Annotated in this window: 10 protein-coding genes; 2 read left to right on the forward strand and 8 right to left on the reverse strand. The window is 59.5% G+C overall.

Features of this window, described 5'->3' with window-relative positions; all coding sequences use genetic code 11:
• Window positions 1–4: 4 nt before the first annotated feature.
• The 6 genes from nifE to nifH form a co-directional block, all read right to left on the reverse strand.
• On the reverse strand, window positions 5–1,378 hold the full coding sequence (nifE, locus tag K7H21_RS09570; protein WP_049114606.1) for a nitrogenase iron-molybdenum cofactor biosynthesis protein NifE: 1,374 nt from the start codon (window positions 1,376–1,378) through the stop codon (window positions 5–7).
• Between the two features lie 239 nt (window positions 1,379–1,617).
• Complete coding sequence (locus K7H21_RS09575; protein WP_112167183.1) at window positions 1,618–2,280, reverse strand: NifB/NifX family molybdenum-iron cluster-binding protein; 663 nt, start codon at window positions 2,278–2,280, stop codon at window positions 1,618–1,620.
• A 10-nt stretch (window positions 2,281–2,290) separates the two neighbouring features.
• Window positions 2,291–2,509, reverse strand: coding sequence for a putative nitrogen fixation protein NifT (gene nifT, locus K7H21_RS09580; RefSeq protein ID WP_004122392.1), 219 nt, complete (start codon window positions 2,507–2,509; stop codon window positions 2,291–2,293).
• Between the two features lie 39 nt (window positions 2,510–2,548).
• Window positions 2,549–4,111 (reverse strand): nitrogenase molybdenum-iron protein subunit beta, encoded by a 1,563-nt coding sequence (gene nifK, locus K7H21_RS09585; RefSeq protein WP_004122390.1) that lies wholly within the window; start codon window positions 4,109–4,111, stop codon window positions 2,549–2,551.
• 55 nt (window positions 4,112–4,166) lie between these two features.
• Entirely contained in the window at window positions 4,167–5,615 is a 1,449-nt protein-coding gene (gene nifD, locus K7H21_RS09590; RefSeq protein ID WP_223035885.1) for a nitrogenase molybdenum-iron protein alpha chain, read from the reverse strand.
• Between the two features lie 16 nt (window positions 5,616–5,631).
• Window positions 5,632–6,513, reverse strand: a complete 882-nt coding sequence (nifH, locus tag K7H21_RS09595) for a nitrogenase iron protein (protein WP_049123239.1) — start codon at window positions 6,511–6,513, stop codon at window positions 5,632–5,634.
• 404 nt (window positions 6,514–6,917) lie between these two features.
• Between nifH and nifJ the strand changes: the two genes are divergently transcribed.
• Complete coding sequence (gene nifJ, locus K7H21_RS09600) at window positions 6,918–10,433, forward strand: pyruvate:ferredoxin (flavodoxin) oxidoreductase (RefSeq protein ID WP_087828813.1); 3,516 nt, start codon at window positions 6,918–6,920, stop codon at window positions 10,431–10,433.
• A 7-nt stretch (window positions 10,434–10,440) separates the two neighbouring features.
• Here nifJ and K7H21_RS09605 read toward each other — a convergent pair whose 3' ends face one another.
• Entirely contained in the window at window positions 10,441–10,752 is a 312-nt protein-coding gene (locus K7H21_RS09605; RefSeq protein ID WP_004122375.1) for an ArsR/SmtB family transcription factor, read from the reverse strand.
• Window positions 10,753–10,990: 238 nt separating this feature from the next.
• On the opposite strand from K7H21_RS09605, the gene fusA reads away from it, so the two are divergent.
• Window positions 10,991–13,093 carry an elongation factor G gene (gene fusA, locus K7H21_RS09610; RefSeq protein ID WP_049112948.1) on the forward strand — a complete coding sequence of 701 codons (2,103 nt, stop codon included), beginning with the start codon at window positions 10,991–10,993 and terminating at the stop codon, window positions 13,091–13,093.
• 105 nt (window positions 13,094–13,198) lie between these two features.
• On the opposite strand, the gene sbcB is transcribed toward fusA, so the two are convergent.
• Window positions 13,199–14,623, reverse strand: coding sequence for an exodeoxyribonuclease I (sbcB, locus tag K7H21_RS09615; RefSeq protein ID WP_004122367.1), 1,425 nt, complete (start codon window positions 14,621–14,623; stop codon window positions 13,199–13,201).
• Between the last annotated feature and the right edge of the window lie 115 nt (window positions 14,624–14,738).

The following is a 14,738-nucleotide window of genomic DNA, read 5'->3' on the forward strand; positions in this document are numbered from 1 at the left end:
CTCCTTAGCGCCACGGGGCGCGAGAATGGGTTTGCGGCCAGATGGGGCTATTGATGGTCTGACACAGCTGGCGGGCGAGGGTGACGATCCCCTGATAGCCAGCGAAGGCGTGTTCGCGCTCCTGATTGATATCGAGAAACGGCAGCCTGGCTTTATAGGCGGTATACATATTGCGTCCGCCGGCAATCATCAGGTCGGCCTGATAGCGATAGACCACATCCAGCAGCGTGCGGGCGTTGCCCTCTTCCAGCATTACCGCTTCTTCGCCCATCAGCTCGCGGATCCGCTGTTTATCCTCTTCGGTGGATTTACGCGTGCCGGTTGCCACCACGGTCATGCCCAAATCCTGAAGCGCCGATACCACCGACCAGGATTTCACCCCGCCGGTATAGAGCAGCGCTTTGCGGCCGCGCAGCTGTTCGCGCCACGGCTGTAGCGCCAGTTCCGCCGCCTGTTCCTCCCGCGCAATCAGCGCTTCGGTGCGCTGACGAAGGTCGTCGTCGCCCAGCAGCGCCGCCAGCTGGCGCAGGGCGTCAGAGGTGGCGCGGATCCCGTAAAAGCTGCCTTCGAACCACGGCGTGCCGTAGCGCTGCTCCAGGGCTCGGGCGACGTTGATTAACGCCCGCGAGCAGACCAGCATATTGGCCTGCGCCCGGTGCATGGTCTGGATCTCGGCGAAGCGGCCATCGCCGGAGAGGCTGCCGAGCACGCGGATCCCCAGTTCGTCGAGCAGCGGCTGAATATGCCAGAACTCACCGGCAATATTGAATTCGCCAATCAGGCCAATATCGTGACGCTGCTCCGGGGCAAAGGGCGTGCTCTCCGGCCAGGGCGCGGGCTCGCGCTGGCCGATAACCCGTTTGACCATGACGTCGCCCGCCAGCCGGTTACCGAGATTTTTACTGCCGTAGAAACCGGCGGCGTCAATGGCGATAACCGGTACGCCGGTGGCGGTCTGCGCGGCCTGGCATACCGCTTCGAGGTCATCGCCCTCCATGGCCGGTACGCAGGTGTTATAGATAAAGACCGCCGCCGGGTGATAGCGGGTGACGATATGGCGCACGGCGTGAAACAGGCGGCGTTCGCCGCGGCCCATAATCACGTCCTGTTCGTTGAGATCGGTGGTGAACCCGAGCCGATTAAGGGTGGGGCCGGAGCTGGCGCTGCCGCGGTTATCCCATGAGCTTCCGGCGCAGCCGATAGGACCGTGGACCAGATGCGCCACGTCGGCGATGGGCAGCAGGGTTATCTGCGCGCCGTCGAACGCGCAGCCGCCGGCGGTGGCGCCGGGTTTGGGCGCGCTGCAGCCGGATTTTTGTTTATGGTTGTGTTCACAAGCCGGTTCATCCAGCAGCGCCAGAATTTCATTTCCCTTCATAGTGACCTCGTTGACGGTGGGGGATGAGGGGGAAGATGCAATTCGCGCTCCATAAGCGGTGCCTTGATATTTAAAGAAAAAGGGTTGTTGGCTTTGCGACAAAGCCAACAATCAGACAAGGGGATGGCGGGGTGTGTCTTGTTTTGGCGAATAATCTTCCCCTGACCGTAACGTGGGGAATGCGTCCATACGCGAAAAAAAGCCCGCGGGGTCAGCGGGCAACAAGCACAAAACAGGGATTAAAAAACGCGTTCTTCCAGAGGATTATCCCTGTTAAGCCGCTTCGCCAGCCACGGCGGCAAACGGCCGGCCAGCAGCGTATTGATCGCCTCGCACTGCGCCTGAATCGTCGTCCCGGGCTGCGCTTTCATCGGGTGGATGCGATGGCGGATCAGCCGCGCGGCGGCGGGCCCGCCAATCTCCTGGCAAAACAGCAGCTGACAGTCCTCAATAAGTCGGGCGCGCACTTCGTTGGCCTCCTGCTGGTGGGGCGCGGAGGGGTAGCGGCGCAGATCGTACAGCCAGCCGCCTTGCTCATCGAACGCGTAGATAAAAAACAGTCGTCCCTGGCCGAAATGGCCGTTAATCACCAGCCCATCCTGAGAGCAAAATGCCGCCAGCAGCTGCGGCGTGCGCTGGGCAGGGCGAACGATGCGTAAATGGGCGGGCAGCGCGCCCTGCAGGCTCGCCATCACCCGCGACCAGCGAGCGGGGGACATCACCGCCGTCGCGGAGGGAAAGCTGGCGGCCAGCTGCGGCTGGGTCAGGGTCGCCAGACGCGCTGGCGTCAGCGTCTCGCCGCTCTCCTGCGCCAGCCAGTCGACGATTTGCGCCGGCTGTAGGTCCGGCAGGGACTGAAACAGCGCCAGCATACGCCAGAATAGGGTATCGTTGTCGGACATCACCAGCTCCTTATATCAAGGTATTGCGCGTCGCGCGCAGGCTTATCGGGAAGACGGGACGCCCCGGCTGCGGATGCACGTAGTAGCGGCGTCCCCCCTCCAGCGAAATCGCGCCGCCCCAGCGTTCAGCGTCGTTATGCTCAATCTGGATCACTCGCGCTTCCAGATCCTGTTTCGCGATGTAGGCGTACAGGTCCGCGCCGCGCTCACGGAAAATCACGATGGGCATACTCCCTCCTGGCCCCGCATGACGCGGGGCACCTGATGGTTAACGGACGAGATCGAAGCTGTAATCGGTTTTGCCCAGCTGGCTGGTATCGCTATCCAGTTTCTCCAGCACGGCGTTCACCAGCGTCGTCACAATGTTCATTGCGCCTTCATAACCCCAGGTTGTCTGGCGGTGCAGATGGTGGCGGTCGAACAGCGGAAAGCCGAGGCGGATAAGCGGCACTTCAAAGGCTTTGCCCTTCGCCAGGGTATCGCGCTGGATAAACTTGCCGTAGGAGTTGCCGATCATAAAGTCCGGCTGACGGGTGAACATCAGCGAACGGAAGTGCCACAAATCGCAGTTGATAAACACTTCGCTATCTCGCCCGTACGGCGAGGCATCGAGCATCTTCTTCATCGCTTTTTGCCAGCGTTTGTTGGCGTTATGGCTCAGGATCACCGTCGGCTCGCAGCCCAGCTCCAGCAGGAAGCGGGTGAGGCCCATCACGAAGTCTGGATCGCCGTACAGGCCAAACTTCTTGCCGTGCAGCCAGGTGTGGGAGTCGAGCATCATGTCAACCAGCCTGCCGCGCTCAATGGTGAGGGCGTCGGCAATTGGCTTGCCGCTAAGCTGGCTGACGGTCATCAGCAGTTCATCGGTGGCGGCCAGTCCCAGCGGAATGGCGACCTCGGTGGCGGGCTGGTTCCACATCTCCTGCACCACTTTTTTGCTCTTCAGCAGCTGCCACGGCTGCAGGAGTAGCGTATCGATGGCGTCAGGGGCTTCTTTCATCTCCTGCTGCGTGGTGCCGCCGGAATACATCCGGTAGTGGCCGTCGGCGGGCGTGTCGAGAACTTCCGACGGATCGGAGAGCAGGCTGCACGGTACCGCCATCTGTTCCATCATCCGCTTTAATACGCGGAAGTTGCCGAGATAGGTTTCAAAGCCTGTCACCAGATTGAGCTTCGGCAGCTTGCCCGGCTGCCCCTGGTAGTCCGCGGTGAAGGTTTTGGCGAAGCCTTCAAACATGTTATCCCAGCCGGTGACGTGGCTGCCGATAAAGCTTGGCGTATGGGCATGGGGCACGGCGATGCTGCTGTCGACGAAGCCATCTTTTTTGGCGTTGGCGATAAACGCCTGCAGGTCATCGCCGATAACTTCCGCCATGCAGGTGGTGGACACCGCAATGATCTCCGGTTTGTACAGTGCGCTGGCGTTCTGCAGGCCCAGGTTCATATTGTTGTTGCCGCCGAAGACTGCCGCGTCTTCGGTCATCGAGTCGGAGACGCAGGCGATCGGCTCTTTGAAATGGCGGTTAAAATAGGTGCGAAAGTAGGCCACGCACCCCTGAGAGCCGTGCACATACGGCAGGGTGTTGGCAAATCCCAGCGAGCAAAGCACCGCGCCAAGCGGCTGGCAGGCTTTCGCCGGGTCAACGGTCAGCGCCTCGCGCTGGAAGTTCAGCGCTTCATACTCGGCGGTGGTGGTCCAGTCAAAGACCTCCTGCACGCGCTGCGCATCGTGCGCCTCTTCCAGCTGCCGCTTATTGCGAAACAGCTCTTGGTATTCATCCTGTTCGAATAGCGGATAACAGCTATTAATTTTATCAATCGTTTGGCTCATGGTGTTCTCCTCCCGCGCCACAAATCGGTGAACAGACGGGACAGTGAGTGGGCAATCACGCAGACTTCAGCCACGGGGCGGTCAGTTCGTTCCACGCCGGGTTGTTCAGGGTCATATCCATATCGCGGGCGAAAATGGCGAAACCATCGTAGCCGTGGTACGGGCCGGAATAGTCCCACGAGTGCATCTGGCGGAACGGTACACCCATTTTCTGGAAGATATATTTTTCCTTGATGCCGGAGCCGATAAGGTCGGGCTTCAGCGCCTTGACGAACGCTTCCAGCTCGTAGCTGCTGGCGTCATCGAACAGCAGTGTGCCCTCTTTGAGATCCGGCAGGGTGCGGTCGTAGTCATCGTTATGGGCAAACTCGTACCCGGCGGCGATGATCTCCATGCCGAGATCCTCATAGGCGCCGATGACGTGGCGTGGTCGCAGGCCGCCCATATAGAGCAGCACCTTACGCCCCTCCAGGCGCGGGCGATATTTGGCGATAATCGCCGCCATTTGCCCCTCATATCTGGCGATCACCGCTTCGGCGTTCGCGCGAATGGTATCGTCGAACTGGTCGGCGATTTTGCGCAGCGATTCGGCGATTTTGGTCGGCCCGAAGAAGTTGTACTCCATCCACGGAATCTGATGTTTCTCCTCCATATGGCGGGCGATATAGTTCATCGAACGGTAGCAGTGAACCAGGTTCAGCTTGACGAATGGGGTGTTCTCCATCTCCACCAGCGTGCCGTCGCCGGACCACTGCGCGACCACCCGTAGCCCCATCTCTTCCAGCAGAATGCGTGAGGCCCAGGCGTCGCCGCCGATGTTGTAGTCGCCGATGATCGCCACATCGTAAGGGGTGGTTTCAAACGGCTGCGCTTCGCGATTGTTAAGGATCCAGTCGCGCACCACGTCGTTGGCGATATGGTGCCCCAGCGACTGCGACACGCCGCGAAAGCCTTCGCAGCGTACCGGGATCACCGGTTTATCCAGCGCTTTGCTGCTGGTGTTGGCCACCGCGCTAATATCATCGCCGATCAGCCCCACAGGACATTCCGATTGAATGGTGATCCCTTTGGTGAGCGGGAACAGCAGCTCCATCTCTTCAATCAGCTTGCTGAGTTTTTTATCGCCGCCGAAGACGATGTCGCGCTCCTGAAAATCAGAGGTGAAGTTCAGCGTGCCGAAGCTATCGACGCCGCTGACCCCGGTGTAGTAATTGCGTCGTCCGGCGCGGGAATACTGGCCGCAGCCGACCGGTCCGTGCGAAATGTGGGCCATATCCTTGATCGGCCCAAATACCACCCCTTTGGAACCGGCGTAGGCGCAGCCGCGTACGGTCATCACGCCGGGTTGTGACTTGCGGTTAGAGATAATGCACTTGCCGACGCTCTCCATTTCCGGATCGCTGACCATCATGTGCTTTCTGCGCTCTTTTCGCGCGGTTTCCGGGAACACTTCCAGGACTTCCTGGATGAGCGCCAGATTACGTTCGCCCGTTGCGTTGGTCATCATAATTGTCCTGTGCTCAGGCCGCGTTTTCTTCGGCGGCGGTTTTACCAATGATGCTGGCGTCTTCCTCTTCCATGATGCCGAACTCCATCAGCAGCGACTCCAGCTCATCCATGGTGCAGGGCGTCGGCACCACTTTCATGGTGTTGTTGACGATCTTCTGCGCCAGGGTGCGGTATTCGTTGGCCTGTTTGCAGGCGGGGTCGTACTCGATAACCGTCATGCGGCGGATCTCCGCGCGCTGCACGATGTTGTCGCGGGGCACAAAGTGGATCATCTGGGTACCGAGCTTTTCCGCCAGGGCAATAATCAGTTCGTCTTCACGGTCGGTCTGACGGGAGTTACAGATCAGGCCGCCGAGGCGCACCTTGCCGGATTTGGCGTATTTAACGATCCCTTTGGAGATATTGTTGGCGGCGTACATCGCCATCATTTCACCGGAGCAGACGATGTAGATCTCCTGGGCTTTGTTTTCGCGGATCGGCATGGCGAAGCCGCCGCAGACCACGTCGCCGAGCACGTCATAGAACACGAAATCGAGATCGTCCTCGTAGGCGCCTTCTTCTTCAAGAAAGTTGATCGCCGTGATCACGCCGCGTCCCGCACAGCCGACGCCTGGCTCCGGGCCGCCGGATTCCGCGCAGCGCACGTCGCCGTAGCCAATTTGCAGAACGTCTTCGAGTTCGAGGTCCTCGACCGAGCCGACTTCCGCGGCCATCTCCATAATGGTGTTCTGTGCTTTGGCGTGCAGGATCAGACGGGTGGAGTCCGCCTTCGGATCGCAGCCGACGATCATCACTTTCTTACCCATCTCCGCCAGCGCGGCGACGAGGTTCTGCGTGGTGGTGGATTTACCGATACCGCCTTTACCGTAAATAGCGCATTGACGCATGGTCATGGTGACTTCTCCTGTTGTTGAGTGTTTGCCAGCAGAGAAGTGCAGGGAACATACCAGCCGTGCCTGTTTATGTATTTGTTTGATTTTTATATATTTATTAATTCATTGTCGCGCAGGGCGTAAAACAAAACGGCACAATAAGGCGACCAAATGTGGGAAACAGAACAATTCCGTCTGCCGGGGCCATTGTGGCGGTTTGTCGCCTGTTCAACAGCTTGTCGCCCCCTGTGTCTTATTCCACGCAATCTCTTTGCGCGCTGCGCGACAACGCTCTTCATAACGCGTTGAATTCGCGCCAACTATTCTGTCATCCGCGAGCTGGCACAGGCTGTGCTTGAGGCAACAACTGGGTTTGCCGCTTATTTGAGGCGGCGAAGATGCCTCTCACCTTCGAGGATTGAACAATGTCCGGAAAAATGAAAACAATGGATGGCAACGCCGCGGCGGCCTGGATCTCTTATGCCTTTACCGAGGTCGCGGCGATTTACCCCATTACCCCCTCCACGCCGATGGCGGAAAACGTCGACGAGTGGGCGGCGCAGGGGAAAAAGAACCTCTTTGGCCAGCCGGTGCGCTTAATGGAGATGCAGTCGGAAGCCGGCGCGGCAGGCGCGGTACACGGCGCGCTGCAGGCCGGGGCGCTCACCACCACCTATACGGCCTCCCAGGGGCTGCTGCTGATGATCCCCAACATGTACAAAATCGCCGGTGAGCTGCTGCCGGGCGTTTTTCACGTCAGCGCCCGGGCGCTGGCGACCAACTCGCTGAATATTTTTGGCGATCACCAGGACGTGATGGCGGTTCGCCAGACCGGCTGCGCGATGCTGGCGGAGAACAACGTGCAGCAGGTGATGGATTTGTCGGCGGTGGCGCATCTGGCGGCGATTAAGGGACGTATCCCGTTTGTTAACTTCTTCGACGGTTTTCGCACTTCGCACGAAATTCAAAAAATCGAGGTGCTGGAATATGAGCAGCTGGCGACGCTGCTGGACCGGCCTGCGCTCGACAGCTTCCGCCGTAACGCGCTGCATCCGGATCATCCTGTCATCCGCGGAACGGCGCAGAACCCGGATATCTACTTCCAGGAACGGGAGGCGGGCAACCGTTTTTATCAGGCGCTGCCCGACATTGTCGAAAACTATATGGCGCAAATCAGCGCGCTCACCGGCCGGGAGTACCATCTGTTTAACTATACCGGCGCGGCGGACGCCGAACGGGTGATTATCGCGATGGGATCGGTCTGCGATACCGTTCAGGAAGTGGTGGATACGCTGAACGCGGCGGGAGAGAAGGTCGGGCTGCTCAGCGTGCATCTGTTTCGCCCTTTTTCGCTGGCCCACTTCTTCGCCCAGCTGCCGAAAACCGTGCAGCGGATTGCCGTCCTGGACCGCACCAAAGAGCCCGGCGCTCAGGCTGAACCGCTGTGCCTGGATGTGAAAAACGCCTTCTATCATCACGACGATGCGCCGCTAATCGTCGGCGGCCGCTATGCGCTTGGCGGTAAGGATGTTCTGCCCAACGATATCGCGGCCGTCTTTGATAACCTCAATAAACCGCTGCCGATGGACGGGTTTACCCTCGGGATTGTCGATGATGTGACCTTTACTTCGTTGCCCCCGCGCCAGCAGACGCTGGCGGTCTCGCATGCCGGCATCACCGCCTGTAAATTTTGGGGCATGGGCTCGGACGGCACCGTGGGGGCCAATAAAAGCGCGATCAAAATTATCGGCGATAAAACACCGCTCTACGCGCAGGCCTACTTTTCCTATGACTCGAAAAAATCCGGCGGCATTACCGTTTCACATTTGCGCTTCGGCGACCGGCCGATCAATTCGCCCTACCTGATCCATCGGGCCGATTTTATCTCCTGTTCGCAGCAGTCCTACGTTGAGCGCTACGATCTGCTGGACGGATTAAAGCCGGGCGGGACCTTTTTACTCAACTGCAGCTGGTCCGATGCGGAGCTGGAGCAGCATCTGCCGGTTAGCTTCAAACGCTATCTGGCGCGGGAAAATATCCATTTTTATACCCTGAACGCCGTGGATATCGCCCGCGAGCTCGGACTGGGCGGGCGCTTTAATATGCTGATGCAGGCGGCGTTCTTTAAGCTGGCGGCGATTATCGACCCGCAGACCGCGGCGGATTACCTCAAGCAGGCGGTTGAAAAAAGCTACGGCAGCAAAGGGGCGGCGGTGATTGAGATGAACCAGCGGGCAATCGAGCTGGGCATGGCCTCGCTGCATCAGGTGACGATTCCGGCGCACTGGGGGACGCTGGATGAACCCGTGGCGCAGGCTTCAGCTATGATGCCGGATTTCATCCGCGATATTCTGCAGCCGATGAACCGCCAGTGCGGCGACCAGCTGCCGGTGAGCGCGTTTGTCGGTATGGAGGACGGGACGTTTCCTTCGGGCACCGCCGCCTGGGAAAAACGCGGGATCGCGCTGGAAGTGCCGGTCTGGCAGCCGGAGGGCTGCACGCAGTGTAACCAGTGCGCCTTTATCTGCCCACATGCGGCGATCCGCCCGGCGCTGCTCAACGGCGAAGAGCATGACGCCGCGCCGGTTGGGCTGCTGAGCAAACCCGCGCAGGGAGCGAAGGAGTATCACTACCATCTGGCTATCTCGCCGCTGGATTGTTCCGGCTGCGGCAACTGCGTGGACATCTGTCCCGCGCGCGGCAAGGCGTTAAAAATGCAGTCTCTCGATAGCCAGCGTCAGATGGCGCCGGTCTGGGACTATGCGCTGGCGCTGACGCCGAAGAGCAATCCGTTTCGTAAGACGACGGTCAAAGGTAGCCAGTTTGAAACCCCGTTGCTGGAGTTTTCCGGCGCCTGCGCGGGGTGCGGAGAAACGCCTTATGCCCGCCTGATAACCCAGCTGTTTGGCGACCGGATGTTGATCGCTAACGCCACCGGCTGCTCTTCTATCTGGGGGGCCAGCGCGCCGTCGATTCCCTATACCACCAACCACCGCGGCCACGGCCCGGCATGGGCGAACTCGCTATTTGAGGATAACGCGGAGTTTGGCCTCGGCATGATGCTCGGCGGTCAGGCGGTGCGTCAACAAATCGCCGATGATATGACCGCCGCGCTGGCGCTACCGGTCAGCGACGAACTTAGCGACGCAATGCGCCAGTGGCTGGCGAAGCAGGATGAAGGCGAGGGCACCCGCGAGCGCGCGGACCGGCTCAGCGAACGGCTGGCGGCGGAAAAAGAGGGGGTGCCGCTGCTGGAGCAGCTGTGGCAGAACCGCGACTATTTTGTTCGTCGTTCGCAGTGGATTTTCGGCGGCGACGGCTGGGCCTACGATATCGGCTTCGGCGGCCTCGACCACGTGCTGGCGAGCGGGGAAGATGTCAATATTTTGGTGTTTGACACCGAGGTTTACTCCAATACCGGCGGCCAGTCGTCTAAATCGACCCCGGTGGCGGCCATCGCGAAGTTTGCCGCGCAGGGTAAACGCACGCGGAAAAAAGATCTCGGCATGATGGCGATGAGCTACGGCAATGTGTACGTGGCCCAGGTCGCGATGGGCGCTGATAAAGATCAGACCCTACGGGCGATCGCCGAGGCCGAAGCCTGGCCGGGACCGTCGCTGGTGATTGCCTACGCCGCCTGCATTAACCACGGGCTGAAAGCCGGTATGCGCTGCAGCCAGCGCGAGGCGAAACGGGCGGTTGAGGCGGGATATTGGCACCTGTGGCGCTATCATCCGCAGCGGGAAGCGGAAGGCAAGACGCCGTTTATTCTCGATTCCGAAGAGCCGGAGGAGAGTTTCCGCGACTTTTTGCTTGGCGAAGTGCGCTACGCCTCGCTGCACAAAACGACGCCGCATCTGGCGGATGCGCTCTTTAGCCGAACCGAGGAGGACGCTCGGGCCCGCTTTGCCCAGTATCGGCGGCTGGCCGGCGAGGAGTAGCAGGCCTTTAGTTCTCCAGCTGCATGACCTTAAGCAGCGTCTCCAGCAGGCCGGGAAAGCGCGCGTCTAAGTCTTCCCGGCGCAGCGAAATCAAGTTCTCCCGCCCCTGTGGCCGCTGCCAGATCACACCGCTGTCGCGCAGGACGCGCCAGTGGTGGGTCATGGTCGACTTTGCCACATCTTCATGACGCAGGGCGTTACAGCTCTGCTCGCTGCCGTCGGCAAGGATGCGGATAATCTCAAGCCGTAGCGGGTTACCGAGGGCGAAAAGGACATTTTCGAGGCGAATTTGTTCACGTTCGGGGTGATTGGCGATCATACTATTCCTGTGTCGGCGGTTGCGCTGCCATACGAGCAGCGGCCCGTATCGGCGGCTGGCCGGTAATATACCCAAACTGCTTTTCTAAAGCCACGCGCGTCGTCGCAGCTTCACCAATAGTAACGATAGCAAAAATAGTTCGAATATACTCGTACAGTTGTACTATGATAGATGCCGTTATATGAACGGCGGCCAATTCCGGCCGTCTGCTGACAGTCAAAATGACTAAGGACGCATCATGCCCCGACCCATCCCCCTCGAACGTTATCGCAACATCGGTATCTCCGCGCATATCGATGCCGGCAAAACCACCACCACCGAGCGCATCCTGTTTTATACCGGGATGAGCCACAAGCTGGGGGAAGTACACGATGGCGCGGCAACCACCGACTGGATGGCGCAGGAGCAGGAGCGCGGGATCACCATTACCTCTGCGGCGGTGAGCTGCTTCTGGCCCGGCATGGACCGCAGCTTTGAGCCGCACAGGATAAACATCATCGATACCCCCGGGCACGTGGATTTCACCATCGAAGTGGAACGTTCTATGCGCGTACTGGACGGCGCGGTGATGGTTTACGACTCCGTCGGCGGCGTGCAGCCGCAGTCGGAAACCGTCTGGCGGCAGGCGAATAAATACCACGTTCCGCGGCTGGCCTTCGTCAACAAGATGGACCGCCCCGGCGCGGATTTTTTCCGCGTGGTGCAGATGATGACCGATCGCCTGAAGGCCAATCCGGTACCGATTGTGATCCCGGTTGGCGCCGAAGAGCACTTTACCGGGGTGGTGGATCTCATCAAAATGCGCGCTATTTTGTGGGACGACGCCACCCAGGGGATGACCTTCAGCTATGCCCCGGTGCCTGACGATCTCATGGAAACCGCCCGGCTGTGGCGGGAGAAAATGGTCTCGGCGGCGGCCGAAGCCAGCGACGAACTGATGGATAAGTATCTCGAAACCAGCGAGTTGAGCGAGGCGGAAATCGTTGCCGGACTGCGCCAGCGCACGGTGAAGGGCGAAATCCAGGCGGTGCTGTGCGGTAGCGCGTTTAAAAACAAAGGCGTGCAGCGGATGCTTGATGCGGTGGTTGAGCTGATGCCGTCGCCGCTGGATATCCCGGCTATTCAGGGCGTGGATGAGAAAGGGCAGTCAGCGGAACGTCACCCGAGCGACGACGAACCGTTCTCGGCGCTGGCCTTCAAGCTGATGACCGACCCCTATGTCGGACAGTTAACCTTTATCCGCGTCTATTCCGGGACGTTGAAAAAAGGCGATGCGGTGTGGAATCCGGTGAAAGGTAAGAAAGAACGCATCGGACGCATCGTGCTGATGCAGGCCAACGATCGCCATGAGGTGGACGAACTGCACGCCGGGGATATTGCCGCCTGCGTCGGCCTGAAGGATGTCACTACCGGCGACACGCTGTGCGACCCGGATGCGGTGATTACCCTCGAACGGATGGAGTTTCCGGAGCCGGTGATTTCACTGGCGATTGAACCGAAAACCAAAGCCGATCAGGAGAAAATGGGTATCGCTCTGCAGCGGCTGGCGGCGGAAGATCCGTCGTTTCGTCTGCATACTGACGAGGAGTCCGGCCAGACGATCATTTCCGGGATGGGCGAGCTGCATCTGGAGATTATCGTCGACCGCATGAAGCGCGAGTTTGGCGTTGAGGCGAATATCGGGCGTCCGCAGGTGACCTATCGCGAGACGATCCGCAAAACGGTCAAAGAGGTGGAAGGCAAGTTTGTCCGCCAGTCCGGCGGGAAAGGGCAGTACGGCCACGTGGTGTTGACCCTTGAACCGCTGGAGCCGGGAAGCGGTTTCGTGTTTGAAGACGCGACCAAAGGCGGCGTGGTGCCGCGCGAGTACATCCCTTCAGTGGAAAAAGGGCTGCGCGAAGCGATGGGCGCTGGCGTGCTGGCGGGCTATCCGGTGGTGGATATCAAGGCGACACTGACGTTTGGTTCGTATCATGACGTCGACTCCTCGGAGATGGCTTTCCGGATGGCGGCGATATTTGGCTTCAAGGAAGGGGCGCGCAGGGCCGACCCGGTAATTCTTGAACCGGTGATGCACGTGGAAGTGGAGACCCCGGAAGAGTATGCCGGGAATATTATGGGCGATCTCTCCTCCCGTCGCGGAATGGTGCAGGGGATGGAAGAGCGCTTCGGCAGCCAGATTATTCGCGCCGACGTGCCGCTGGCCGAGATGTTTGGCTATTCCACCACGCTGCGTTCAATGTCCCAGGGCCGGGCGACCTACAGCATGGAGTTCCACCACTACGCGGAAGCCCCGCGCAACGTGGCTGAGGCGATTATCGCCAGCCGCGCCAAAGGCTAAGCAACATTCCCGGGTGCGACGCGAGCTGTCTTACCCGGGCTACGAGTCCTGCCATCGTTTGTAGCCCGGGTAGGGTGTTAGCCGCAACCCGGGAATTTCCTCCAATTAAACAATATCCTGCGCGTACTGCCACAGCGCCTTCAGCTGCGCCAGCTTTTCTTTATCATCCGCATACTGTTGATACAGCATCTGCAGCTCATCGGCATAGGCCTGTAAAAACTCTGGCGTAAACACCTCACGACGGTGTTCTAACCAGCGCTGCTGCTCGGCTTCATCGAGCGTACCGGGATAGTTGCGCGCGCGATAGTTGAAAAGCAGACGCTCAATACGCTTATCGGCGAAGGTAATATCCAGCGCCGGCAGGTTATGCGGCTCGGTCTCAAGCACGATTTTCATTGCCGCGCGATCGGCATCGCTGAAAAAGCCGTTATACAGCTGGGCATCGACGTTATCGGAAGGCACAAATGGCTCCGCTTCGGCAAAAATCGCCACCACTTTTTCGCGCACCTGTGGATTGGCCCGCAGCAGCTGGGCGTTATCCAGACAGCGCTGGATATTGATGCCCAGCCGGTCGGCATCCTGCGGACGCAGAGTGTTTTGCTGCGCCAGCACCGGGCATTTATTGAGGTGAACCAGCTTAATCGGCACCGCGGGCAGGTCGCCCAGCTCGCTTTTCGGCGTATACAGCCGCTCGCGCAGGGTGTCGGCATCCAGATCCAGCAGGGGAGCGATATCTCCGGCCAGGTCGACCATAATCACCGCGTTACGGTTGTCAGGGTGCCACGCCAGCGGGGCCACCAGGCTGGTGTTGCCGCGCGCCGCGCCAAACATGCCGGAAACATGCACCAGCGGTTTGATTTGCGGCACGTCGATCAGCGTCGCCAGCTTGCGTTTGTTGCGATAGGTATATAGATAGTCAAACAGGCGCGGCTGCTGGGTTTTCACCAGCTTTGCCATCGCGATGGTGGCGTAAACGTCGGCCATCGCGTCGTGGGCGTTGCTGTGCTCAATGCCGTTGGCGACGGTCAGATGCTCGAGGCGGAAGCTCGGTAAGCCCTCTTCGTTTTCCGGCCAGTTGATCCCTTCCGGGCGCAGCGCGTAGCAGGCGCGCATCACATCCAGCAGATCCCAACGGGAGTTGTCGTGTTGCCAGCTCCAGGCGTAAGGATCGTAAAAATTGCGATAAAAGATATTGCGCGTCACTTCGTCATCGAAGCGCACGTTGTTGTAGCCGACGATGCAGGTTTTTGGCACCGTGAACAGATCGTGAACGCGACGGGCAAAGGCGGCTTCGCTGTCGCCCTTGGCGTTCGCCTCCTGCGGCGTTATCCCGGTGACCATGACCGCCTGCGGCTGCGGCAGATAGTCATCGGCGATCCTGCAGTAGAACACTTCAGGTTCACCGACGATATTCAGGTCTTCATCGGTACGGATGGCGGCAAACTGCGACGGTCGGTCGAGCGAAGGACTGGTGCCGAAGGTCTCGTAATCGTGGAACAAAAATCCGGGCTGGTTGGCGCGATCTTGCATAATCTGTTCATTATCCCTGGTGGCGAGCAGCCATCATGGTAAACGATTTACCGGGCCATCAGAAGGGTATCCCCTTTGTCCTGCGTCGGCGATGTCATATTTTCTTGCAATTAAA

Source organism: Klebsiella sp. CTHL.F3a, from assembly GCF_019890895.1.
Lineage (GTDB): Bacteria > Pseudomonadota > Gammaproteobacteria > Enterobacterales > Enterobacteriaceae > Klebsiella > Klebsiella grimontii.

Coding starts and splice junctions, on each gene's coding strand:
- nifE (WP_049114606.1), bottom strand. CDS start 1,378: ATGAAGGGAAATGAAATTCTGGCGCTGCTGGATGAACCGGCTTGTGAA.
- K7H21_RS09575 (WP_112167183.1), bottom strand. CDS start 2,280: ATGTCCGACAACGATACCCTATTCTGGCGTATGCTGGCGCTGTTTCAG.
- nifT (WP_004122392.1), bottom strand. CDS start 2,509: ATGCCCATCGTGATTTTCCGTGAGCGCGGCGCGGACCTGTACGCCTAC.
- nifK (WP_004122390.1), bottom strand. CDS start 4,111: ATGAGCCAAACGATTGATAAAATTAATAGCTGTTATCCGCTATTCGAA.
- nifD (WP_223035885.1), bottom strand. CDS start 5,615: ATGACCAACGCAACGGGCGAACGTAATCTGGCGCTCATCCAGGAAGTC.
- nifH (WP_049123239.1), bottom strand. CDS start 6,513: ATGACCATGCGTCAATGCGCTATTTACGGTAAAGGCGGTATCGGTAAA.
- nifJ (WP_087828813.1), top strand. CDS start 6,918: ATGTCCGGAAAAATGAAAACAATGGATGGCAACGCCGCGGCGGCCTGG.
- K7H21_RS09605 (WP_004122375.1), bottom strand. CDS start 10,752: ATGATCGCCAATCACCCCGAACGTGAACAAATTCGCCTCGAAAATGTC.
- fusA (WP_049112948.1), top strand. CDS start 10,991: ATGCCCCGACCCATCCCCCTCGAACGTTATCGCAACATCGGTATCTCC.
- sbcB (WP_004122367.1), bottom strand. CDS start 14,623: ATGCAAGATCGCGCCAACCAGCCCGGATTTTTGTTCCACGATTACGAG.